The sequence below is a fragment of the Micromonospora peucetia genome (assembly GCF_900091625.1).
Classification (GTDB): domain Bacteria; phylum Actinomycetota; class Actinomycetes; order Mycobacteriales; family Micromonosporaceae; genus Micromonospora; species Micromonospora peucetia.
This window is the reverse complement of the sequence record NZ_FMIC01000002.1, coordinates 5,947,596-5,970,599: the sequence shown is the minus strand read 5'-3', so window position 1 is coordinate 5,970,599 and position 23,004 is coordinate 5,947,596. Positions and strand designations below refer to the sequence as shown.

Sequence of the window (23,004 nt, the reverse complement as noted above, 5' to 3'; positions counted from 1 at the left end):
CGAGGGTTTCTTGAGGATCACCTGAGATTCCGGCCTGGTCAGCGGGGTGCGGGCGGCGGTCGCGCCCGCCCCCGGTCACCGACGGTGCCCGGGGCGCGCGCACCCGGTAGCCGACGGCGGCCAGCCGGGCCGCACCCGGTAGCCGACGCTGCTCAGCCGGTGCGTAGCCGGTATCCGACGCCGCGGACCGTCTCGACCAGACCGGCGTCGTCGAGCTTGCCCCGCAGGGCCGCGACGTGGACGTCGAGGTTGTGCCGGCTGCCCCAGGTGGTCTGCCAGACGTCCAACTGCAACCGGTCCCGGGGCACCACCATGCCGGCCTGCCGGGCCAGCGCCACCAGCAGGTCGAACTCCTTGCGGGCCAGGCCGACCTCCCGGTCGCCCACCCAGACCCGCCGGGCGTTGACGTCGATGCGCAGCGTGCCGACCCGCAACTGGCTCATGGTCCGGGCACTACGGGCGGTGCGACGCATCACCGCCTCGATGCGGGCCTCCAACTCCACCATCGAGAACGGCTTGACGACGTAGTCGTCGGCGCCGGCCCGCAGGCCGGCCACCCGGTCGTACTCCTCGGCGCGGGCGCTGACCGCGATGATGGCGACGTCCTCGTCGACCTGACGCAGTTGCCGGCACACCTCCAGGCCGTCCCGGTCGGGCAGGTTGAGGTCCAGCAGGACCAGGTCGACCGGGTCGGCCCGGATCGCCTCGGCGGCCGTCAGCGCCGGCACCACCTCGTGTCCCCGACGGCGCAGGGCCGTGGAGAGGGCAGCAGCCACGCGCAGGTCGTCTTCCACCAGGAGCACCCGCACGCACATCCTCCTCGGACCTCGTCCCAGCCGGATATTGCGAGTCTGTCGGATGATCATGCGCCCTGACCAGTGCGGATGCAAGATCGTAACCGCAGCGCTCGGCCCACGCACGGTGTGTGCGCCGGTGTGCCACCAGTCCGGTGGCCTCCGGTCGTCCGCCGATCGGGTGGATTGGCGGACGAACCCGCGGGGCAATACCCGCACGCGCGCCGCCGGTCCCCGCCGTGTGGTGCGCTCATGGTGCGGTGCGCGCTCATGATCTTGTGTAAAGGGAGCGACATGCAGGTCTGGCCGGGTGAGCGGTACCCACTGGGGGCCACCTACGACGGGATGGGCACCAACTTCGCCATCTTCTCCGAGGTGGCCGAGCGGATCGAGCTGTGCCTGTTCGACGAGTGGGACACCGGGGCGGAACGGCGGGTCGAGCTGCGGGAGGTCGACGCGTACGTCTGGCACGCGTACATCCCCGGCATCGAGCCAGGGCAACGGTACGGCTACCGGGTGCACGGCCCGTACGACCCCGCGAACGGGCTGCGCTGCAACCCGGCCAAACTGCTGCTCGACCCGTACGCCAAGGCAATCGACGGCGACGTGCGCTGGGACCCGGCGGTCTACGACTACGAGCACGGCGACCCGGAGCGGATGAACACGACCGACTCGGCGGCGTTCATGCCGAAGTCGGTGGTGGTCAACCCGTACTTCGACTGGGGCAACGACAAGCCGCCCCGCATCCCCTACCACCATTCGGTGATCTACGAGGCGCACGTGCGTGGCCTGACGATGCGCCACCCGGACATCCCCGACGAGCTGCGCGGCACGTACGCCGGCCTGGCCTCCCCGCCGATGATCGAGCACCTGACGAAGCTCGGGGTGACCGCCATCGAGCTGATGCCGGTGCACCAGTTCGTGCACGACCACCGGCTCACCGACCTGGGCCTGCGCAACTACTGGGGCTACAACACCATCGGCTTCTTCGCACCGCACCACGGCTACTCGGCGCTGGGCCACCTCGGCCAGCAGGTGCAGGAGTTCCGGGGCATGGTCAAGGCACTGCACGCCGCCGGCATCGAGGTCATCCTCGACGTGGTCTACAACCACACCGCCGAGGGCAACCACCTCGGCCCGACGCTCAGCTTCAAGGGCGTCGACAACCCCAGCTACTACCGGCTCAGCGAGTCCGACCGCCGCTACTACGTCGACTACACCGGCACCGGCAACAGCCTCAACGTGCGTAGCCCGCACTCGCTGCAACTGATCATGGATTCGTTGCGTTACTGGGTGACCGAGATGCACGTCGACGGGTTCCGCTTCGACCTCGCCGCCACGCTGGCCCGCGAGTTCTACGAGGTGGACCGCCTCTCCACCTTCTTCGAGGTGGTGCAGCAGGACCCGGTGGTCAGCCAGGTCAAGCTGATCGCCGAGCCGTGGGACGTCGGGCCCGGCGGCTACCAGGTGGGCAACTTCCCGCCGGTGTGGACCGAGTGGAACGGAAAATACCGCGACACCGTGCGCGACTTCTGGCGCGGCGAGCCGGCCACCCTCGCCGAGTTCGCCTCCCGGATCTCCGGCTCCGCCGACCTCTACCAGGACGACGGGCGCCGCCCGTTCCACAGCATCAACTTCGTCACCTGCCACGACGGGTTCACCCTGCGCGACCTGGTGTCGTACAACGACAAGCACAACGAGGCCAACGGCGAGGAGAACCGGGACGGGGAGAGCCACAACCGGTCCTGGAACTGCGGCGTCGAGGGCGACACCGACGACGAGGCGGTACGCGCCCTGCGGGCGAGGCAGCGGCGCAACTTCCTGGCCACCCTGGTGCTCTCCCAGGGCGTACCGATGATCGGCCACGGCGACGAGCTGGGTCGCACCCAGCACGGCAACAACAACGCCTACTGCCAGGACAGCGAGTTGGCCTGGGTCGACTGGGACGCCGTCGACACCGACCTGCTGGACTTCACCCGCAAGCTGGTCGACTTCCGCCGCCGGCACCAGGTGTTCCGCCGCCGTCGGTTCTTCACCGGCCTCACCGTACGCAGCCGCCAGGTCGACGAGCCGCTGCCGGACCTGGCCTGGTACACCCCCGACGGGCGGGAGATGACCGGCGAGGACTGGGGCAACGACTTCGGCCGGGCCGTCGCGTTGTTCGTCAACGGCGAGGGCATCCGCGAGCGCGGCCCGTACGGCCAGCGCCACGTGGACGACTCCTTCCTGCTCTGCTTCAACGCCCACGACGCGCCGCTGGACTTCACCATGCCCGGCCCCGAGTTCGGCCAGCGCTGGGAACTGGTGATCAGCACCGCGGAACCGGAACCGGAGAAGACCACGGTGGTCGAGGCGGGCGGCACCCTCAGCGTCCCCGACCGGTGCGTGGTGGTGCTGGAGAGGACGGCCTGACATGTCGAGCACCCCTCGACCCGACGCGCCCCGGGTGGGCGCCACCTACCGGGTGCAGGTCCGCCCCGGCTTCGACCTGGACGCCACCGCCGACCTCGCCGGCTACCTGGCCGACCTGGGCGTCACCCACCTCTACAGCGCGCCCCTGCTGACCGCCACCCCCGGCTCGGCGCACGGCTACGACGTGGTCGACCACCGGGCCGTCAACCCCGAGCTGGGTGGCGAGGCGGCCCGGCTCCGGCTGCTGCGGGCACTGCGCGCCGCCGGGCTGGGGCTGGTCGTGGACATCGTGCCCAACCACGCCGGGGTGGCCGTGCCCGCCGCCAGCCCGCCCTGGTGGGATGTGCTGCGCCGGGGCCGGGACTCGCCGTACGCCGGCTGGTTCGACGTCGACTGGGACCGGGGCCGGCTGCTGCTGCCGGTGCTGGCCGACTCCCCGGACGCCCTCGACGACCTCAAGCTCGCCGACGGGGAGCTGCGCTACCACGAGCATCGCTTCCCGGTCGCCGACGGCACCGGCGACGGCACTCCCCGCGAGGTGCACGACCGGCAGCACTACGAACTGGTCTCCTGGCGGCGCGGCGACGCCGAGCTGACGTACCGCCGGTTCTTCGCCGTTTCCGACCTGGCCGGGCTGCGGGTGGAGGACCCGGCGGTCTTCGCCGCCACCCACGAGCTGGTGCTGCGCTGGGCGGCGGCCGGCGAGGTCGACGGCATCCGGGTGGACCACCCGGACGGGCTGCGCGACCCGTCGGCCTACCTGGCCCGGCTGCGCGCCGCCGCCCCCGCCGCCTGGCTGGTGGTGGAGAAGATCCTGGAGTACGGCGAGGAGTTGCCCGACTGGCCGGTGGACGGCACCACCGGCTACGACGCCCTCGCCGCCGTCTGCGGGCTCTTCGTCGACCCCGACGCCGAAGGCGACTTCACCGCCCTCGACACCCACCTGGTCGGGCGGCACACCTCCTGGCAGGACCTCACCCACGACACGAAGCTCGCCGCCGCCACCCGCCTGCTGTCGGCCGAGCTGACCCGGCTCGCCGCGCTCGCCCCCGAGGTCGACCGCGAGGCCGCCCGGGCGGCGCTGGCCGAACTGGCCGCCGCCTTCGCGGTCTACCGGGGCTACCCGCCGGAGGGCGCCCGGCACCTGGCCGCCGCCCGCGCCGAGGCCGGCCGTCGCCGCCGGGACCTGACCGGCGTGCTGGACGCGGTCACCCGCCGCCTGCGCGACCCGGACGACGAACTGGCGAAGCGCTTCCCGCAGTTCACCGGCGCGGTCATGGCCAAGGGGGTGGAGGACACCGCCTTCTACCGGTGGAGCCGCTTCGTCGCGCTCAACGAGGTCGGCGGCAGCCCCGCGCACTTCGGCGTGCCGCCGGCCGAGTTCCACCGCTTCGCCACCGCCCGCCAGGTGCGCTGGCCGGCGAGCATGACCACGCTCTCCACCCACGACACCAAGCGCTCCGAGGACGTCCGGGCCCGCCTCGCCGTGCTCAGCGAACTGCCGGGGCGCTGGGCCGACCTGGTCACCCGGTGGGCGGCCCGCGCGCCGCTGCCCGACCCGGCCTTCGCGCACCTGCTCTGGCAGACCGCCGTCGGCGCCTGGCCGATCGGGCGCGAGCGGCTGCACGCGTACGCCGAGAAGGCCGCCCGGGAGGCATCGGCCGCCACGAGCTGGGCCGACCCTGACCCGGCCTTCGAGCGGGCCATGCACGCCGTCATCGACGCGATGTACGACGACCCGGAACTGCACGCCGAGCTGACCGCCTTCGCCGTCGAGATCGCCCCCGCCGGCTGGTCCAACTCGCTCGGGCAGAAGCTCGTGCAGCTCGCCATGCCCGGCGTGCCGGACACCTACCAGGGCACCGAGCTGTGGGACAACTCCCTGGTCGACCCGGACAACCGCCGCCCGGTCGACTTCGCCGTACGCCGGGAGCTGCTGGCCCGGCTCGACGACGGCCCGCTTCCGCAGGTCGACGCCGACGGGGCGGCGAAGCTGCTCGTGGTGTCGCGGACCCTGCGGCTGCGCCGCGACCGCCCGGAGCTGTTCACCGGCTACCGACCGGTGCCGGCCCACGGGCCCGCCGGGCGGCACGCGCTCGCCTTCGACCGAGGCGGCGCGGTCGCGGTCGCCACCCGGCTGCCGCTCGGGCTGGCCCGCGTCCGCGGCTGGGGCGACACCTCCCTGTCACTTCCCGTTCACGAGATGACCGACCTGTTCACCGGCCGGGTCTACAGTGGCGGGGAGACTCCGCTGGCCGACCTGCTGGCCACCTACCCTGTCGCGTTGCTGGCTCCCACCGCCGAGTCCGTGGAGGCTGCGTCATGACCGAGTTCACGGTGTGGGCGCCGAACGCCGCCCGGGTCCGGCTGCGCCTGCCGGGCGTCACCGACCACGAGATGCGCTCCGGCCCCGACGGCTGGTGGCGCGTCGAGGTGCCCGCCGCCGGCCCCGGCACCGACTACGCCTACCTGCTCGACGACGACGAGCGGGCCCTGCCCGACCCCCGGTCGGCCTGGCAGCCAACGGGGGTGCACGGGCCGAGCCGGCGCTACGACCACACGGCGTTCGAGTGGACCGACCACGCCTGGACCGGCCGGCAACTGCCGGGCAGCGTCCTCTACGAGCTGCACGTCGGCACGTTCACCCCCGAGGGCACCTTCGACGCCGCCATCGGCCGCCTCGACCACCTGGTCGACCTCGGCGTCGACCTGATCGAACTGCTGCCGGTCAACGCCTTCAACGGCGAGCACAACTGGGGCTACGACGGGGTCTGCTGGTATGCCCCGCACCAGCCCTACGGCGGGCCGGACGGCCTGAAACGGCTGGTCGACGCCGCCCACGCCAGAGGCCTGGGGGTGATCCTCGACGTCGTCTACAACCATTTCGGGCCCTCCGGGGCCTACGCGCCGATGTTCGCGCCGTACCTCACCGAGCAGAACAACACCTGGGGCCGCACCGTCAACCTCGACGGCCCACACTCCGACGGCGTACGCCGCTACATCGTCGACAGCGTGCTGATGTGGCTGCGCGACTACCACGTCGACGGGCTGCGGCTCGACGCCGTGCACGCCATGCCCGACTCGCGCGCCACCCCGCTGCTGGAGGAGGTGGCGGTCGAGGTCGATTCGCTGGCCACCCACCTCGGCCGGCCGCTGTCGCTGATCGCCGAGTCCGACCTCAACGACCCCCGGCTGATCACCCCGAGGGAGGCCGGCGGCTTCGGCCTGCACGCCCAGTGGAACGACGACGCCCACCACGCCCTGCACACCCTGCTCACCGGCGAACGGCAGGGCTACTACGGCGACTTCGGCTCCCTGGAATGCCTCACCGACGTGCTGACCGGCGGCTTCTTCCACGCCGGCAGCTGGTCCAGTTTCCGCAACCGGCGGCACGGGCGGCCCGTGGACCGGCAGCGACTTCCCGGGCACCGGCTGGTGGCCTACCTGCAGAACCACGACCAGATCGGCAACCGGGCCACCGGCGACCGGATCTCGGCATCGCTGTCCCCGTCTCTGCTCCGGGTGGGGGCGACACTGCTGTTCACCGCGCCGTTCACGCCGATGCTGTTCATGGGGGAGGAGTGGGCAGCCGCCACGCCGTGGCAGTTCTTCACCAGCCACCCCGAGCCCGAACTGGCGACCGCCGTCGCCACCGGCCGCAAGCGGGAGTTCGCGGCGCACGGCTGGACCTCGGACGACGTGCCCGACCCGCAGGACCCGCAGACCTTCGCCCGCTCCCGGCTCGACTGGGCGGAGCTGGACAAACCCGAACACCGCGAGATGTACGAGTTCCACAAGCGGCTCATCGCGCTGCGCAAGAGCCGGGCCGACCTGTCCGACCCGAGGTTGCACGCCGTCGACGTACGCCACGGCGACCAGTTCCTGGTGATGCGACGGGGCGAGTGCCTGGTGGTGGCGAACCTGGCCGCCAAACCGCAGCGGATCACGCTGCCGGGGGTGGCGCGTCGGGTGCTGCTGGCCACGGGGGAGGGGGTCACGGTGACCCGCGACCGGATCGACCTGCCGGCGGAGACGGCGGCGGTCGTGGCGCTCTGACGGGGTGCCATGATTGACCCGTGTCGCTGTGGGACGCCGCCTGGCGCATCGGAATGCCGCTGATCGCCGTCATCGGCACCGCAGTCGCCGTGTCCGTCGCGTTCTTCAAGCCGCCTGACGAATTCTCGCGGCCACGCGGCTGGCAGTGGGCGTGGGTGGGGCTGTGGCTGATGGCGGCCGGGGATGCCTTGTTGGGCAACGACAGGTGGTGGTTCGAGCGTGCCTGGAAGGGCGCCATCGTGCTGATCGTTGCCGTGGCCGTCACCGTAGGTGCGTGGCGTCACTACCGGTGGCGAAAGCGCGTCCGGCTTGCGGACGACTCACCCCCGGTCGGCTCTCGGCCGCCCCGGCGGTCGGACCCGTAGCCACCAGACCGAGCTCTGGATCTCCCCGCGCCATTACGGCACCGCGAGTACGACTGGAGTGGTGAGTAGAGTCGGCGGGTGCCGGTTGACTTGATCACCTCCAACGACCTCGCGAACCACGCCCGCGCCGCGCTCGCACGCTCCGGCACAGTGCAGTCCGAGTGGAGGGCGGATCCGGCTGACCGGGTCGAGTGGGCAGCGGCCCGGTTCGACGGCGGCGACCACGCCGGTGCGGCCGAGGAGCTGATGGCATGCCTGGACGGCTGGCTGCCGAAGGAGTTCGCTGCGGTGGCGCCCCGAGTTCTCACCGGCGAGCAGGCGGTGCGGGTCGCGACCGCCGCGCTCGACGGCGAGCACCCGTACCGTCCGCTCGTCAGCGGGCGCAACGATCCCGACCACGCGGTCGCCGGGACGCTGGCGCGACTCGCGGCCGGTGACCCCGACGCGGAGGCGGCGCTGCTTCGGGCCGTGCTGGTGGTTCGGCCGAACGAGGATCGTGGGTTGGCGCACTTCCGGGTCGCGCGGATCTCGGCGGTGTTCGCGGTGCTGGCTGAGGCGCACGTCGGTGAACCCACGTACCTCGACCGCTGGTCGGCGCTGCTGCACGAGGACGACCGGCCCCGCCTTGCTGCGGCGGCTGCCCTGTTGGGGCCCCTCGGCCTGGCTGAGGCTGATCGGCGCTGCGGCACCGTCGAGGATGTCGACGGTGAGCGGCTCGTCGTCGCGTTCCTCACGGCGGGCCGGTTTGATGACGCCTTCGCGCTGGCGATCCGGCTCGGCTCGAATCAACAGCAGCGTGCGCTGCTGACACTCGCGACGCCCGGACTCCCGGCCGCGCGCGCGAAGGCGCTCGTGGCGGCGTTCCGGAAGTGCCCGAAGAGTGGCCGCGGACGCGACGAGCAGATGATCTACCAGCACCGGTTCGCGCAGCTGTTCCTGGCGGTGGACCGGGTCGATGACGCGCTTGCCGTCCTGAGTCGGATGCGGGACTGCCGCGTGTCGGGCTACGGGCCGGGACCGCTCGCTCGTGAGGTGCTGCGCTGGCTCGGCGGCCGGCGCGAGGCGGCGACCCCGGAGCGGCTCCGCGCTGTGCTGGACGTGCTGGCCGACCCGCGGGTCATTCCGCAGGAGCTTGCCGCCGTCGTCGTGGAGGCCGTACCGCTCGCGCATGCCCTGGCTGACGGACAGCTGCGTGCCGAGCTCGTCGATGTGCGTGTGCCGCAGCTACGGGCGCGCCTGCGGGGCGTACGGCTGTGGCAGTTGCTGGCCGACGTCGGGCTCGGTGCCGCGCTTGTCGACGCTGGGGACGTCACCGCACTCGACTCGGTGTGTGCGCAGGCTGTCAGCGGCCCGCCCGAAGTGCGGCTGTGCCTGGTGCTGACGCGGCTGGCCGGCCGCACCGGGCTGCTGGCGCGGGACCGCGAGCTGTTCACTCGTCTGGTAGGCGGCGTGTTACGCGACGGCGGCTGGAGTGTCGCCGATGCCTTGTTAGCGACGCTCGACGCGGAGGCTTGCATGGTCGTGCCGGACGCGGTGGCGGCGCTGCCCGCCGCCAACCATCGCCGTGTGGTCGTCCCCGTAGCGCGCTTCGCTGAGCAGGTCGGCGACGCTGGTCTGCTCGCTGCCATGCTCGATGCGGTACCAGACGCCAAGAATGCGCGGCGGGTGGCGGGTCGGGCCGCCATGGCGCTGGCTCGCTGCGGCGAGTTGCCCGACGCCCTGGACATCGCGCGCCACTGCGGTCTGGTCGAAGGAGCGCCGAGATAACTGGTCCGGTGGCCAGGGTCCCGGGGGCGAGCGCCGATGGCCCCGGGAAACCTGCCAGCGAAAAGCGCCCAGCCCTGGCAGCAGCCGCACCCATGAGCTTGCCGAAAACGGCCGATGCGGGCACGCCCACCCGGTTGGGCCGGCGTGCCCGCATCCGTCAGGCGGGGCGGAAGGTCACTTGAAGCGGATGAACTTGGAGAACTGGTTGTCGGCGGTGCCTACCGACACCGTCCGGTGGCTGTACGCGACCGCGACGTTGTAGTTGTACTCGTCGACCTCGAAGGTGCCGTTCGAGTTGACGCTGGTGACGAAGGCGACGTGACCGTAGGTGCCGCCCAGCCGGACCGCGATGTCACCGGCCTTCGGGCTGTTGTGGACCGGTACGCCGGCGCGCCCGGCGGCGGCGACCCAGTCCTTGGCGTTACCCCACATGGCCCCGCCGTACTGGTTGTTGAAGGGCACGCCGACCCGGCTCCGCAGCGCCCAGGCCGCGAAACTGGTGCACTGCCCCTTCCAGAAGTACCAGGGGTCGGTTTCCGCACTCTGGCCCTTGTACGGGTAGTCGTCCTTGGCCGGGTAGCTCGTCCCGGAGATCAGCTGGTGGGAGGCGTTGTTGTTCTTCAGCGTGGCGTTCAGGTTCGTCTTCGCGCCGGGTGCGAGGTCCTGGTACGCGTAGGAGGCGTCGTAGTCGCTGTTGTAGTAGACCCGCACGGTGTTGCTGGTGCGGTTCCACGCGGCGGCGGCGTTGTTCTTGACGCACAGGCCCTGGCCGTCGCCGGCCCCCTTGAACTCGTAGCAGTCCGGCTGGGTCGAGCCGTAGTTGGCCAGTGATCCGGTGTGGTCGGAGATCGAGCCCGCGTGGCCGCTGTTGTAGTAGTAGCAGAACTCGCCGGTGTCGCAGATTCCGTCGCGGGACGCTGCCTGAGCGGGCACGGCGACCGCCAGGACGCCGAGGGTTGCGCCGAGCATGCTCGCGCCGAGGGCGCCGAGGACGCGAACGGTGATCCTGGGCATGTCCACTTTCCTTCCAGGGGTTTGTGTCGACCGGCCCACCCTACAGCTGTTGATCAATTCGTATTCGCCTCACCCGACGGCCGCAAAACACCGTCGGCTGGCTGCCGGAGGGGCCGGTCACCCAGGCGTCAGCCCCGTGGCGTCAGGTAACCGCGGGAAATCGCGGTGGCCACGGCCGCCGCCCGGTCGTTGACGCCGAGCTTCGCGTACGCGTGCAGCAGGTGCGTCTTGACCGTCGCCTCGCTGATGAACAGTTGCTTCGCCGCCTCGCGGTTCGTCGAGCCGCGGGCGATCAGTTCCAGGACCTCCAGCTCCCGCTGCGACAGCGGCTCTGAGGCCGGCTGCCGCATCTGCCGCATGAGCCGGGTCGCGACGGCGGGGGAGAGCACCGCCTGCCCCTGTACGGCCGCCTCCACCGCGCGGAACAACTCTTCCCTCGGCGCGTCCTTCAGCAGGTAGCCGGTGGCGCCGGCCTCGATGGCTGGCAGCACGTCGCTGTCCGTGTCGTACGTGGTGAGCACCAGCACGCGGGCCGGCACTCCGCGTTTCGCCAGTTCCCTGATGGCGGTGACGCCGTCGGTCCTCGGCATCCGTAGATCCATCAAGATCACGTCGGGTTGGAGCTTCTCCCCGGCAGCGATGGCCTCCGCGCCGTCACCGGCCTCGCCGAGCACGTCGAAGCGCGAGTCGGCGCTGAACATGCCGCGCAGTCCGTCCCGGACCACCGGGTGGTCGTCGACGATCAGGAGTGAGATCACTGCCCACCTCCGGCCGGAATCGCCGGCACGGTCGCCGAGACCGCCGTGCCGCCGCCGAGTTCCGACTCGATGTCCAGCCGCCCCGCGAGGCGCTGTACCCGCTGCCGCATCCCGGTGAGCCCGAACCCCCCGTTCGTGGCACCGTTGGCGCGCTTGACGGTCGGCTCGAAGCCCACCCCGTTGTCCCGCACGTCCAGCGTCACCAGATCCTCCATGTACGACAGGGTCAGGCCGACCCGGCTGGCTCGCGCGTGCTTGGCCACGTTGGCGAGTGCCTCCTGCGCGGCCCGCAGCAGCGTCACCTCGACGTCGGCGTGCATCGGCCGAGGGTCGCCGGTGGTGGTCAGTGCCGCGTCGATGTGGTGCACCTCCGACCAGCGCCTGGTCACGTCGCTGATCGCGTCCGGTAGCCGGGCCTCGGCGAGCACCTCCGGCTGCACCGCGTGAACACTCCGGCGGGCCTCGGTGAGGCTGTCGCGGGCCAGGTCTATCGCGTTCGTCACGTGCCGGCGCAACGTCGGCGGCTCGTCCAGTGTCTGCTCGGCTGCCTGGAGCTGGGTGACAATGCCGGCGAGGCCCTGGGCGAGGGTGTCGTGGATCTCCCGCGCCATCCGCTGTCGCTCGTCCAGCACCCCGGCCTCGCGCGCCTGGACCAGCAGCTGGGCTTGCAGGCCGGCGTTCTCCGCCAGTGCCGCCTCGAGCTTGACGTTGGCCTCGTGCAACTCGGCGAGCGCCTGCTTCTGCTTGTGGTCGCGCCGGTCGGCGATGTCGGCGAAGTTGGAGAACAGCACGGCCAGCACCGTGCTGATCAGGCTGATGGCGATCCACGCCCACCCGCCGGCGGCGGTGGTGACCATCCCACCCAGGTACGACACTGCCATGACCATGGACGTGGCGGCGACGCCCGCGTACCGCCAGTGGCCGCTCAGGTACTGGAACGCCAGGGGGTAGCCGGCGAAGGCGAAGGGGCCGTACCAGGGCGCGATTGCCACCAGGCCGGCAGCCAGCCCCATCAGTCCCACGTAGTAAAGGCCCATCAGCGGGGCGTTCTGGTGCCATCTCGGATGGAGCCGGTGGAACCAGAGCGCCCAGATCATGGCTGCGATCGAGAGCCCGAGCACCGCTGGGAGGTGCAGCGACACGCCCCAGAGCGGCAGCAGCAGCGTGACGAGGGTGCAGACCGCCAGGAGGAGGTACGGCAGGACCCTGAGGAACGCGATCTCCTTGCGCTCCCAGCGGTCGAACTCCGCACGCAGCTCGGCCTCGATGCTCACGACCTACTCCCAGCGGAAGTATCGCGCGGCCAGCCCACCGGCCACGATCGTCCACCCCAGCATGACGGCCACGTGCAGCAGTTGCGGCCAGTGACCGGCCATGGCGTCCTGCAATGATTGCACGCCGGCGCCGAGCGGGGTGAAGTCGCTGATCGTCCGAAGAGCGCCGGTCATGTTGTCGCGCGGCACCCAGAGACCGGCGAAGAACACGACCGGGAAGAACAGCAGAGTCCCGATCGCGCCGGCGCTCTTGCCGGTTGGCGCGAGCGAGGCGACGAGCAGACCGATCGCGAACATTGCCAGCGCCGTCAGCAGGTAGCCCGTCAGGTAGGCCGGCAGTTGCCGGGGCAGGCTCACGTCGAACGCCAGGCGGCCGACGGCGAGCACGACCAACATCGTCACCACGGACATGATCGTGGACATCAGCAGCTGCGCGCCGAGCATGACCTTCGGCTTGACCGGGGTGGTCCGCATGCGTCGCAGTACGCCTTTCTCCCGGTAGGTGGCGAACAGCTGCGACAGACTGTTGAGCGCGAACATGGCGACGCCCATCGCGACGATGATGGGCGTGTACAGGTCGATGACCCGCAGACCGCCGAGGGTCGCCTCGGGCTCTCGGAACGTCGGAATCGCACCGAGGATGGCGAGCAGCAGCGGGGGGAATCCGAGCGTGAAGAAGACGAGCATCGGCTCACGGAAGAACAGTCTGGTCTCGGTGGCGGTGAGCCGGGACAGAGCGGACATGGTGGTCTCCTCAGGCGTCGATGGGGCGGCCGGTGAGCGCGATGAACGCATCGTCCAGTGAGGTCTGCTCGACTCGCAGGTCGGCCGCGATGACCTGGTTGCGGGCGAGCACGGTGGTCACGGCGAGCAGCAGGTTTCCCGTGCCGGTCACCACGAGCTGGCTGCCGGCCCGCTCGACCGACGTGACCTCGGGCAACGCGGCCAGTACGGCGTGGTCCAACGGCACGGACGGCCGGAACCGGATCCGCTGCCGGTCGTCGACCCGCGCCACCAGCCCGGCCGGGGAATCGAGCGCGACGAGGCGACCGGAGTCGATCACGGCCAACCGGTCGCAGAGCCGTTCCGCCTCCTCCATGAAGTGCGTCACCAGCAGGACCGTCACACCCCGATCCCGGATGCCCTCGATCAGATCCCACGTGTCGCGCCGCGCCTGCGGGTCAAGGCCGGTGGTGAGCTCGTCGAGCACCGCCACCCTCGGGTTGCCGACCAGCGCGAGCGCGATCGACAACCGCTGCTTCTGCCCGCCGGACAACCGCCGGAACTGCGTGTCGAGCTTGCCGGTGAGGCCCAGGGTGCCGATCAGCTCCCGCCAGTCGGCCGGCTCGCGGTAGAAGGAGCTGTACAGCTCCATCGCCTCGCCGACCTTGAGCTTGTCGGGCAGCTCGCTCGCCTGGAGCTGCGCGCCGAGCAGTTGCCGCAGCTTCCCGGTGTCGCGCTGCGGGTCGATGCCGCAGACGCGAATGGTGCCGCCGTCCGGGGTGCGTAACCCCTCGACGCACTCGACGGTCGTGGTCTTGCCGGCCCCGTTGGGACCCAGGATGCCGAAGATCTCGCCCTGCTCGACGGCAAAGCTGACCCCGTTCACCACGGTGTGGTCGCCGTAGCGCTTGACGAGGCTGTCTACCTCGATGATTGCCATGACTGAAGCGTGCCGTCCGGCACGGGTGCGCCGAATCGACTGCCCGGCGAGGGCTGGTGCGGAACCCGATGGGTGCTGCGGTCAACCGATCGGTTGATGCCCGGGTCAGCTGGCGTCCAGCACCTCCCGCAGCTTGGCCGCGAACTCGGCGGGTTTGCCGGCGTAACCGAACTCGCCGCCGAGGAAGCCGCCGTGGTGGCTCGGGAACACCACGGCCTCCTGGCCGAGCAGCGCCGCCGTGGCGACGGCCGTGCGCGCGGTGTACGTCCCCGCCGTCTCCTCGCCGACCGCGATCACGATCCGGGTCGGTGCCGCGGTGAGCGCCGCCGCGTCGGGCCGGTAGTCGGTGACCGCCCAGGAGTTTCTCGACAGCAGCGGGTCGTCGCGGGAGCCGTCGTCCTCGGTCGGCAGGCCGAACGCCGCCGGGTCGGGCGCGGGCTGGGCGAAGTATTCGTCGGTGAACTCGCCCTGCCAGGAGACCATGGCCATGAAGGCGGCCATGCCCGCGCCGGTGCCCTTCGCCTGGTACGCCTCGTTGAAGCCGGCCCTCGCGCGGTCGGCGGCTGCGGCGTCGGGGAGCACGGAGTTGATCGGCGGCTCGTGCGCCACCAACGTGACCACATCCCCCGGGTGGGACGCGACCAGTTCCAGTGCGGTCACCGCACCGCCGCTGCTGGCGAACACGTCGACCGGAGCGCCGCCGAGCGCCTCGATCAGCAGGTGCAGGTCGGCTGCCTGTTGCTGCGGCGTGTGGTCCGACCGGCCGTCCGTTCGTACGCTGCGGCCCAGACCGCGCGGGTCGTAGGTGACGGCCGGGCGGTCGGTGAAGTGGGCGGCGAGCGAGCCGAAGCCGTCCGCAGCCATCGGTTGGCCGATCATGAGCAGCGTGCGGTGCCCGCCGGTGGCCGACTGCGGGCCGCGCACGTCGTAGACCAGGTCGACACCGGGTGCGGCGAGGGTACGGGTCTCTGTCGTCGTCATGCCAGCGAGCCTACGACCGAGGGGTGACAGGTCGAGTGCCACACGCGGGCAGTGGCACCCATCCGCCTCGACGGCCGGTGTCGATGTCAACATCCACGGCATGGAGTTCTTCTGTTTCCACCGAGACCGGCGCGAATCCCTGGCCCTGCGGCTCGATTTGCTGGAAGAACACTGGTCCTACATGGACCGGTACGCGGCGGAGATGATCGCGCGTGGCCCTACCCTCGCCGCCGACGGAGAGACGCCCACCGGCAGCGTGCACGTCGTCGACCTGCCCGATGCCGCCGCCGCCCGGATGTTCGCCTTCGACGAGCCCGGCTACCAGGCCGGTGTGTACCGGGACGTGCTGCTGCGCCGATGGCGCAACCTGCTGGGCCGCACCATGTGGGACTTTCCCGGCGGCCGGACCGGGGGAAACCGGTACCTGGTGCTCGGCCTCGGTGCGGGACAGCCCGCCGACCTGGACGTGAGCGCGGACCGCGACGACCTGATCGCGTACGGGCCGCTGCTGTCCGATGACGGTGCCACCTGGGTGGGTACGGCAGTGCTGGTGCGGGCGGAGGACCCGGACGAGGCGCGTGCCGTGCTGACTCCGGACCGGTACGCCGAGATCGAAGTCCACAACTGGACGTTCGGCGGCCGGGCGTGACGAACCCGGAGGCGCCGGCCTGCTGGGCACGGGCCCACTATTCAGGCAGCGTCCTGGCCGGTAGCATCCGAGTCGCTTCCCTTGCAGCCATCGGGCGAGCCGACATGGCGAGCTGACCTGGGGAATATGGATCTCATCCGTCCCAGGTCACGGAGGCCACCTTCATGTCGTCCCTGCCGCAGGCTGTGCCATTCGCCATCGACGTCCCCGACGACCTGCTGGCCGACCTGGCCGAGCGGTTGGCGCGCACCCGCTTCCCCCGCCCCACCGCGAGCGGGTGGAGTGCCGGCACGGATCCGGGCTACCTGCGCGAGCTGGTGACCTACTGGCGCAGCGACTTCGACTGGCGTGCCCGGGAACGCGAACTCAACGCGGTGCCGCACTACACCGCCACCCTGGACGGCGCGCAGCTGCACTTCGTACACCTGCGTGCCGCCACCTCCAGCGGCGCCCGCCCACCGCTGCCGCTGGTGCTCACCCACGGCTGGCCCAGCAGCTTCGTGGAGATGTTGCCGCTGGCGGCGCGGCTGGCCGACCCCGCCGCCTACGGCGGCGATCAGGACGACGCCTTTGACGTCGTCGTTCCGTCCCTGCCCGGCTTCCTGTTCTCGGACCTGCCGGGCCACGGCCCGGTGACCCCTCCGGTGGTTGCCGACCTGTGGGCCCGGCTGATGGCCGATGTCCTGGGCTACTCCACGTTCGGCGCGTACGGCGGCGACATCGGCTCTCATGTCACCGGCTTCCTCGGCGCCCGGCACCCGCAGCGGGTGGTCGGGATCCACACCCACCATCCGAACCTGCACCCCGTCCTCGACGACGCCCATCCGTTGTCCGCAGCCGAGCAGGCCTACCTGACAGCGCGATCAAACGAGCACGATGGCAGCGACGACGGCTACGCCGCCATCCAGAGCACCCGACCGGACACCCTCGCCGCGGCCCTGCTCGACTCTCCCGCCGGCCTGGCGGCCTGGATCGTGGAGAAGTACCGGGCCTGGGGCGACTGCGACGGAGACCTGGAATCCCGGTTCAGCAAAGACCTCCTGCTCACCGTCGTCACGCTGTACTGGGCGACCGGGACGATCGGCTCATCCTTCCGGCCCTACTACGACGACTCCCGGACTCCGCCCCTGGAGGCTGTCGACGTGCCAGCGGGAGTCCGGCTCACCCTGGAGGACCGGCACTACCCCCGCGAGTACGCCGAGCGCGTCTATCGTGACCTGCGCCAATGGCGCGGCCCGACCCGCGGGGGCCACTTCCTGCCCCTGGAGGAACCCGACGTGCTCGCCAACGACCTGCGAGACTTCTTCCGGCCGCTGCGCGGCGGGGCCGCGTATACCGGCTCTTCACAGTTGAGGGTGTAGTCGCTGGTTGGATGGTGGCTGGCGCGTCGGTCCCGGGGTAGGTGTCGAGGTCTTCCGAGGATGGAGGTACCTGCGCAAACGCAGCCGGAGGCCCGATCTTGTGTCACCGTTCGCAGTGGACTTCTTCGCGTACCCGCTCAGATCGATCAACGGCGCACCCGATAGCGCAGGTGAAGCACCCGGTTGCCCTGAATCACCACGTCAGGATCCTCCAACAGGTGCTGCGCGTGGACCGACCCGAAGTAGCGCTTGCCGGACCCGAACACCACGGGTACGACGTCCATGCGCACCTCGTCGACCAGGCCCGCGGCAAGCACCTGGCCACCGACGTCGCCAGCGGCGACCTCGACCATGCGGTCACCCGCAAGCTCCTGTGCTTTGGCCACGGCTGCCTCGACGCCGTCGACGAAGTGAAACGGCGCCTCGGGGTCCCAGCCCTCGGGCTCCGGCCGGTGCGTCACGACGACCACGTGGTCGATCCCGCCCGGCGGCTTCCCGTCCCAGCCGTCCGTCAGGTCGAAGACGTGGCGGCCGACGACTGTCACCCCGATCTGGTCCCAGTACGGCCGGGTGTAGTCGTAGGACGTCTGCGACACCTTCAGCTCGCCGCTCTCGTCCAACGGGACGTCACCGCTGGACAACCAGTCGAACAGCGGTCCGGGCTGGTCATTCTCGTCCGCGACGAAGCCGTCCACCGACACCGAGCTGTACATGACCACCTTGCCCACGCGGCTCTCCTCTGCTTTAGGGTGCCCCCAAACTAGCGTGTCGTGACCTGTCGCTCTTGTAAGAAATCAATCGGCCGGCAGCGGCCAGCTGTCCAGCACGTGGCCGGGATGTTCGCGCAGGAACCGCCGCCGGACTTCGACGTACCGGGTCGGCGTGAGCCCGGTGAACGCCCGGAACTCGTGGCCGAAGTGGGCCTGGTCGAAGTAGCCTGCGCAACCGGCGAGGTCGCCCCAGTCGATCGGTCCGGCGGGGTTGATCGCGAACACGGTGGCGGCGAAGCGGTAGGTGCGGGCCAGCCGCTTCGGCGTCACGCCGATGAGCTCCTTGAACCGCTGTGCCAGATGAGTGCTGCTGACACCGGCTGCCACGCTCAGGTCGCCGATCGCCACCGTCCCGCTGGTCGCCGCGATGACGCTGCTCGTATGGCGGACCAGCCCCAGGCCGGCGGTTTCGCACAGCCGTCGCATCAGCTCCTCCTCGAGCAGCGTCAGCATCTCGTGCGGTCCGTCCGCCGTGGCCAGCCGGTCTCGCAGCTCAGCAATGGCGGGCCGGCCCCAAACCTGCTCCATTGTTACCGGCCGGTCACACAGCTCGGCCGCGGGCATCGGCAGGAACGGCGCCAGCCCCCACGGCTTGAAGTGCACGCCGACTGACCGGGTCTCCGGCGGATAACCGAACTCGAAGGCGCGGGTGGGCATGGTGACCACGCAGCCGTCGGCGTACTCGGCCGTCTCGATGTCGGTGCCGGCGCGGATGCGGAACGGCGCCCCGAGGTTGACGATGAGCAACGCCGACGGCATCGGCGGCAGCGTCAGCCGGGCGTACGGCGACGTACCCTCCAGGTAGTAGAGGTCATCCATCAGCCCGTCCAGCGGCGGTCGCGGCACTCTGGACACGTACTCCACGCCCACAGCATCGCAGACGCCATCAGCATCACCGAAGACACTTTGTATTGTGAAGAGTCCGTAAACCGGGCAGCGGCGCGAGTGCGAGGGTCCCGGCTCAGCGGCGCCAGCCGGGGAAGTCGACGGTGAACGGGCGGGTACCCACCCGGAAGGCGGTGGCGTCGGCCAGCCGGGTGAAGTCGGGGTGGCAGCGGACCGTGGACAGGCAGAACCGGACGCGCTGGCCGGGCACGAGCCGGATGTCGTACCGGCCGTCCTCGACGTTCTCGTCGACCGCGACGATGTCGCCGGTGTCGGCGTTGTAGGCGTAGAGAGGGCCGGCGTATTCGTACTTCGGAAGGCCGTTGGCCTTGCCGGAGACGGCCGTACCGGCGCTCATCCGCTCGTTCGCCACGGTCGTGCCACCGGCGACGACCTTGATCCGGGCCGCCTTGATGCTGTTCGGCGCCCCACCGGACCACTGGATGGCGTACGGACTGCCGGGTCCGCCGTTGCCCGGGGGAATGAACGCCAGGGACCACTCGTACGGGCCGAGCCCGCTGAAGGTGTACGCGCCGTTGCCGGGAACCTTGGGCGTGGTCTCGTACCAGAACGGGTCGAAGGTCGTCAGGGCGACGGTCACCGACACCGGCTGGCCGGTGGCCCGGTCGGTGATCGTCCCGGTGATCGACCCCGCCCCGTCCAGCATGATGTCGGGCAGTGTGGTGACCCCGGGCCCCGGCTCGACCACCAGCGCCTTGGCGCGGTCGCCGGTGCCACCGTTCGGGCCGACCCACTGCGCGCCGTATACGCCTCCACCGGCGCCCGCCCAGAGGTGGTACCGGTCCGGGAAGAGACTCCGGAACCGCACCACCCCCTGCTCGTCGGAGATCTCGGTGACGTCGTAGACATCAGGGAACCGCTTGTCCACCGGCATGGCGCGCACCGCCGCGTTGGGCACCGGCGCGCCGGTCACCCGGTCCCGCACCACCACCTTCAGTTCGGCGCCGGGCGGCTGGACCGGCAGCGTCGCCCGGGTCGTCCGGCCGTCGACCGCGGTCGCGTCGACCATCGCGCCCTCGTGCACGCCGTCGGTCGCGTAACCGGTGAACCGGTACTTGCCGGGCGGCAACTCCAGGTCGACATACCCGTCGGGGAATGGCCCCGAGGGGTTGGTGCAGTAGAAGCCGAGCTCCAGCGGGTTCTGCACACAGAACTCCCGCACCCTGACCCCGGTGGCCGCGTCGGCCGCCACGAACCGAATCCGGCCGGCTCGGGGCAGGACGTCGTTGACGACGAGCCGGCCGCGGGCCGGAACGGCGACGAATCCCAAGGGGTGCGAGACGCGGCCCGGGTAGTAGCGGGGCGCGGAGGCGCCGGGCAGGTGGTAGGTGATCCGGTAGCGCCCGGCCAACGCGCCGGACACCCGCCACCGCCCGGCCCGGTCGGTGGTGGCCGAGTACGTCGGGCTCCCGGCGCCGTTGCTCGGCTCCATGGTGACCCGCACGCGGGCGGCTGGCCGGCCCGACCTTTCGGCCAGGGTGCCGATGACCGTCGCGGCGGCGCTGCCGGCCCGGACCGGCGCGACCGGCCTGAGCACCGCGTCGACGCCGATCAGCAGGAGCGCGCTCAGTGCCGCCAAAAGTAGAGTTCCGGTACGTCTGATGGGGCGTGCTGCTCGACTGTCCATGGTGGTGGCACCTCCGGTAGCGGCGAAGCCGGGCTCCCTTTCGGACGTCAGAGCAGCCTAACCACGGACCCCGACACTCCGTGTCAGGTGACGGACACGGACGGTGCCGTTTTTCGAGGCATCTGCGGGCGGCTGCGCAGGCGACATGTTGGTGCCGGACCCCGAATCTCCACCTCGGGAAGACCTCGGCGTGTCGCGGCCGGCGGGCCAGCAGGCAGCGCTGCTGAGTCGAACTGAGCACCTTGGCCCGCGCGTCGCGCCATGCCTTTCCGTGGAGGCTCGCGCCTATGCAAGAAGCCATGATAGGCCAGCGTGCATCCGCAGTCGGTCTATACGACGAGGCATTCTCGACATCCAAGGTCACGGCCGCCGTGAAAGGCCGAGGCTTGGAGCCCCGAGAATCGAGCCAGGCGGTGCACGCCCGGAAGGCGGCGAGTAACCCCCGCGTCGGTAGAGGCGTCGAGCTGGTCACCTTAAGCAGGTAACCGGCTCGATTCGAGTGGCAAGCTGTTCCTACCCTTGCGGGACGGATTCTGAGGGTCGTCGCAACACGGCTGGTTAACGACTTGCTGAAGGCGCGGGCGGGCCACGCATCAGACACGGCCCACGCCCGGATCGCGGCTACAGATGAGCGCACCGAGTTCGTCGCCACGCACGACGGCGTACGGGTGCGTCATTGCGACTCTGGCGACCAGCGCTGTTCGGCAAGCAGTTGCCCGATGACGGTGGCGATGGCCCGAGACCTTGCCGCTCCCTCGGCGTCGGACAAGCGCACATCGACGTCTGCCCAGTAATTCAAAGCGAAGATAACCAGGTCCCATTGGACGTTGGTTAGAGTCATCGTCGCCATTTGTCCAGGAGCTGGCCACCTTCGGAAACCCTCGGCATCATGCGGCCACCCCAGAATCTGGTCCCAGCCTGCCTGGCGAATGCTGGTACCCAACTGGGCCACCGTCGGCAGTTTCGTCGTCTCCATCTCCGCTTCGGTATCCCAGCTCGGCCCTTCCTCCCAGCCGACTGGCACAGCACCATCGATGGCCGAATGGACGTGGTTGTCCATGGTCCCGTCGATGAGTAACCAGTCGCTGATCAGCATCTGGATCGAGTGCTCCGCCTGCTCCGAGGTAGCCGCCATGCTCTGATAATGACTTGCAGGTACGACGGCGAGGGGCACGCCCAACTTGTGGCGTCACTCGGAGCCTGTAGCGGTGTACGGTCCAACTACGGCCGCATCAGCGAGTGCTGATGGCCGCGGTCCCAGTCCTCTACCTGGGAAGCAGACGAAGCCATGGTCATCAAGAAGACCGACACCGTTGGCGCGAGAATCCGGTACTGGCGGATGCGCCGTGGGGGCATGACCCAAGCCGTCCTCGCCGGGCTTGCTGGCGTCAGCCAGTCCTACGTGTCGCAGATCGAGTCGGGCCGGAAAACCATCGATCGCCGCTCCACTCTGGTCGCGCTCGCCGCCGCCCTACAGGTCACGGTGGCCGACCTGCTCGGGCAGGGCACGGAACCGGGCAGCCCTGCCCGTGACGGTGCCGCCGAGTGGGTACCGGCGATCTGGTCTGCCCTGATCGAGATCGAGGACGGCGAGCGCCGATCTCCGACCCGTACCAGGAAACAGCTCGCCGCCGACATTGCGCGCTGCGACCAGCTTCGCACCGCGTGCCACCATCCGACGATGGCGCGGATGCTGCCGGGACTGCTGCTGGATGCCGCCGCCGTGGGTGGCGTATTGCTTACCCAGGTGGCCTACCAAGCCTCGACATGCCTGCGGAATCTCGGATATCGACATCTAGCGCTGAACGCGGCCCGGGTTGCCGTGTCGGCCGCTTACGACGTTCAGAATCCAGCGTGGATAGGGGCGTCCAGATTCGCCTACGCCCAAAGTCTGCCGATCGAGTCGGCGCGGCTTGCTGCGAGGGCGGCTGACCGTGCACTGACGGAACTCCAGGCTCGCGCCGCCGACGTCCGTGTCCGGCAGATGCTGGGTCAGCTACACCTTTCCGCCGCGTTGACCTCCACGGTGAGTGGTCGTCCGGATGATGCCCGAGACCACCTGACGGAGGCGACACGCGAGGCTGCGAGCCTCGGAGATCCGCCCGACGGGGCTGGCTTCAACGGTTGCGGATTTGGACCGACCAATGTGGGGCTCTGGGAGATGACCATCGCGGCAGAGCAGGGCGAGTCCGGTCGGGTGATCGAACTATCCCGAAAAGTTCGACCGCAGGTTCTGACGGCATCGATTCGCCAACAGTCGTACTGGCTTGACCTCGGCCGTGCACTGGCGGACGGGGGCCGCCGGGATGCTGAGGCGCTGGCGGCGTTCGTGCAGGCGGAGCAGGCCGCACCGGTGCCGTTCGTGTTGAATCCTCTTGCCAGGGATGCGGTGGTCGCGCTGGCACAGCGGGCGAAGCGCCGCGCCGTCCCGGACGACCTGCGGTCGCTCGCTGGCCGGATGGGCATCAGCCTGGCTGTATAACTGCTGGTAATGGATCAATTACCGTGCCGCCCTAGTGTCCGATTCGGGAGGCGATCGCCTCCTTGAGTCGGACGCGGCGTTACGGTCACTCGACGTATCGCCGCTGGATCCTGTACCAGCGGAGG

19 protein-coding genes are annotated in these 23,004 nt (G+C 70.3%); 8 read left to right on the top strand and 11 right to left on the bottom strand.

What is annotated here, in order from left to right; translation table 11 throughout:
- Window positions 1-152: 152 nt before the first annotated feature.
- The gene (locus GA0070608_RS26910; protein ID WP_176733855.1) at window positions 153-815 is read right to left on the bottom strand and encodes a response regulator transcription factor; all 663 of its coding nucleotides are present in this window, start codon (window positions 813-815) and stop codon (window positions 153-155) included.
- Between the two features lie 273 nt (window positions 816-1,088).
- Between GA0070608_RS26910 and glgX the strand changes: the two genes are divergently transcribed.
- The 5 genes from glgX (at window position 1,089) to GA0070608_RS26885 (ending at window position 9,394) form a co-directional block, all read left to right on the top strand.
- Window positions 1,089-3,206 carry a glycogen debranching protein GlgX gene (gene glgX / locus GA0070608_RS26905; protein ID WP_091631327.1) on the top strand — a complete coding sequence of 706 codons (2,118 nt, stop codon included), beginning with the start codon at window positions 1,089-1,091 and terminating at the stop codon, window positions 3,204-3,206.
- 1 nt (window position 3,207) lies between these two features.
- Entirely contained in the window at window positions 3,208-5,532 is a 2,325-nt protein-coding gene (treY, locus tag GA0070608_RS26900) for a malto-oligosyltrehalose synthase (protein WP_091631325.1), read from the top strand.
- On the top strand, window positions 5,529-7,262 hold the full coding sequence (treZ, locus tag GA0070608_RS26895; protein WP_091631323.1) for a malto-oligosyltrehalose trehalohydrolase: 1,734 nt from the start codon (window positions 5,529-5,531) through the stop codon (window positions 7,260-7,262). The genes treY and treZ overlap by 4 nt, the downstream gene beginning before the upstream one ends.
- Before the next feature lie 20 nt (window positions 7,263-7,282).
- A complete protein-coding gene (locus GA0070608_RS26890) occupies window positions 7,283-7,627 on the top strand; it encodes a hypothetical protein (protein ID WP_091631321.1) in 345 nt (114 codons plus the stop codon).
- 78 nt (window positions 7,628-7,705) lie between these two features.
- A complete protein-coding gene (locus GA0070608_RS26885; protein WP_091631319.1) occupies window positions 7,706-9,394 on the top strand; it encodes a hypothetical protein in 1,689 nt (562 codons plus the stop codon).
- Between the two features lie 174 nt (window positions 9,395-9,568).
- On the opposite strand, the gene GA0070608_RS32845 is transcribed toward GA0070608_RS26885, so the two are convergent.
- The 6 genes from GA0070608_RS32845 to GA0070608_RS26855 all read right to left on the bottom strand — a co-directional run bounded on the left by GA0070608_RS32845 (window position 9,569) and on the right by GA0070608_RS26855 (window position 15,084).
- Window positions 9,569-10,408, bottom strand: a complete 840-nt coding sequence (locus GA0070608_RS32845; RefSeq protein ID WP_176733854.1) for a CHAP domain-containing protein — start codon at window positions 10,406-10,408, stop codon at window positions 9,569-9,571.
- A gap of 128 nt (window positions 10,409-10,536) precedes the next feature.
- Window positions 10,537-11,166, bottom strand: a complete 630-nt coding sequence (locus tag GA0070608_RS26875) for a response regulator (protein ID WP_091631317.1) — start codon at window positions 11,164-11,166, stop codon at window positions 10,537-10,539.
- Window positions 11,163-12,440 carry a sensor histidine kinase gene (locus GA0070608_RS26870; RefSeq protein ID WP_091631315.1) on the bottom strand — a complete coding sequence of 426 codons (1,278 nt, stop codon included), beginning with the start codon at window positions 12,438-12,440 and terminating at the stop codon, window positions 11,163-11,165. The genes GA0070608_RS26875 and GA0070608_RS26870 overlap by 4 nt, the downstream gene beginning before the upstream one ends.
- 3 nt (window positions 12,441-12,443) lie before the next feature.
- Window positions 12,444-13,184, bottom strand: coding sequence for an ABC transporter permease (locus GA0070608_RS26865; protein ID WP_091631312.1), 741 nt, complete (start codon window positions 13,182-13,184; stop codon window positions 12,444-12,446).
- A gap of 10 nt (window positions 13,185-13,194) precedes the next feature.
- A complete protein-coding gene (locus GA0070608_RS26860) occupies window positions 13,195-14,103 on the bottom strand; it encodes an ABC transporter ATP-binding protein (RefSeq protein ID WP_091631309.1) in 909 nt (302 codons plus the stop codon).
- A gap of 105 nt (window positions 14,104-14,208) precedes the next feature.
- Window positions 14,209-15,084: an alpha/beta fold hydrolase gene (locus tag GA0070608_RS26855; protein ID WP_091631306.1), complete on the bottom strand. Its 876-nt coding sequence runs from the start codon at window positions 15,082-15,084 to the stop codon at window positions 14,209-14,211.
- 100 nt (window positions 15,085-15,184) lie between these two features.
- Here GA0070608_RS26855 and GA0070608_RS26850 point away from each other — a divergent pair, with 100 nt between their 5' ends.
- Window positions 15,185-15,733, top strand: coding sequence for a YciI family protein (locus tag GA0070608_RS26850; protein ID WP_091631303.1), 549 nt, complete (start codon window positions 15,185-15,187; stop codon window positions 15,731-15,733).
- Between the two features lie 164 nt (window positions 15,734-15,897).
- The gene (locus tag GA0070608_RS26845; RefSeq protein WP_091631300.1) at window positions 15,898-17,094 is read left to right on the top strand and encodes an epoxide hydrolase family protein; all 1,197 of its coding nucleotides are present in this window, start codon (window positions 15,898-15,900) and stop codon (window positions 17,092-17,094) included.
- Window positions 17,095-17,240: 146 nt separating this feature from the next.
- On the opposite strand, the gene GA0070608_RS26840 is transcribed toward GA0070608_RS26845, so the two are convergent.
- The 4 genes from GA0070608_RS26840 to GA0070608_RS26825 form a co-directional block, all read right to left on the bottom strand.
- Window positions 17,241-17,822: a dihydrofolate reductase family protein gene (locus GA0070608_RS26840; RefSeq protein WP_091631297.1), complete on the bottom strand. Its 582-nt coding sequence runs from the start codon at window positions 17,820-17,822 to the stop codon at window positions 17,241-17,243.
- 66 nt (window positions 17,823-17,888) lie between these two features.
- Complete coding sequence (locus GA0070608_RS26835; protein WP_245715962.1) at window positions 17,889-18,728, bottom strand: helix-turn-helix domain-containing protein; 840 nt, start codon at window positions 18,726-18,728, stop codon at window positions 17,889-17,891.
- 97 nt (window positions 18,729-18,825) lie between these two features.
- A complete protein-coding gene (locus tag GA0070608_RS26830) occupies window positions 18,826-20,349 on the bottom strand; it encodes a carboxypeptidase-like regulatory domain-containing protein (protein WP_091631292.1) in 1,524 nt (507 codons plus the stop codon).
- 721 nt (window positions 20,350-21,070) lie between these two features.
- A complete protein-coding gene (locus tag GA0070608_RS26825) occupies window positions 21,071-21,532 on the bottom strand; it encodes a hypothetical protein (RefSeq protein WP_091631289.1) in 462 nt (153 codons plus the stop codon).
- Window positions 21,533-21,685: 153 nt separating this feature from the next.
- On the opposite strand from GA0070608_RS26825, the gene GA0070608_RS26820 reads away from it, so the two are divergent.
- Window positions 21,686-22,879, top strand: coding sequence for a helix-turn-helix domain-containing protein (locus tag GA0070608_RS26820; protein ID WP_091631286.1), 1,194 nt, complete (start codon window positions 21,686-21,688; stop codon window positions 22,877-22,879).
- The last annotated feature ends 125 nt before the right edge of the window (window positions 22,880-23,004 follow it).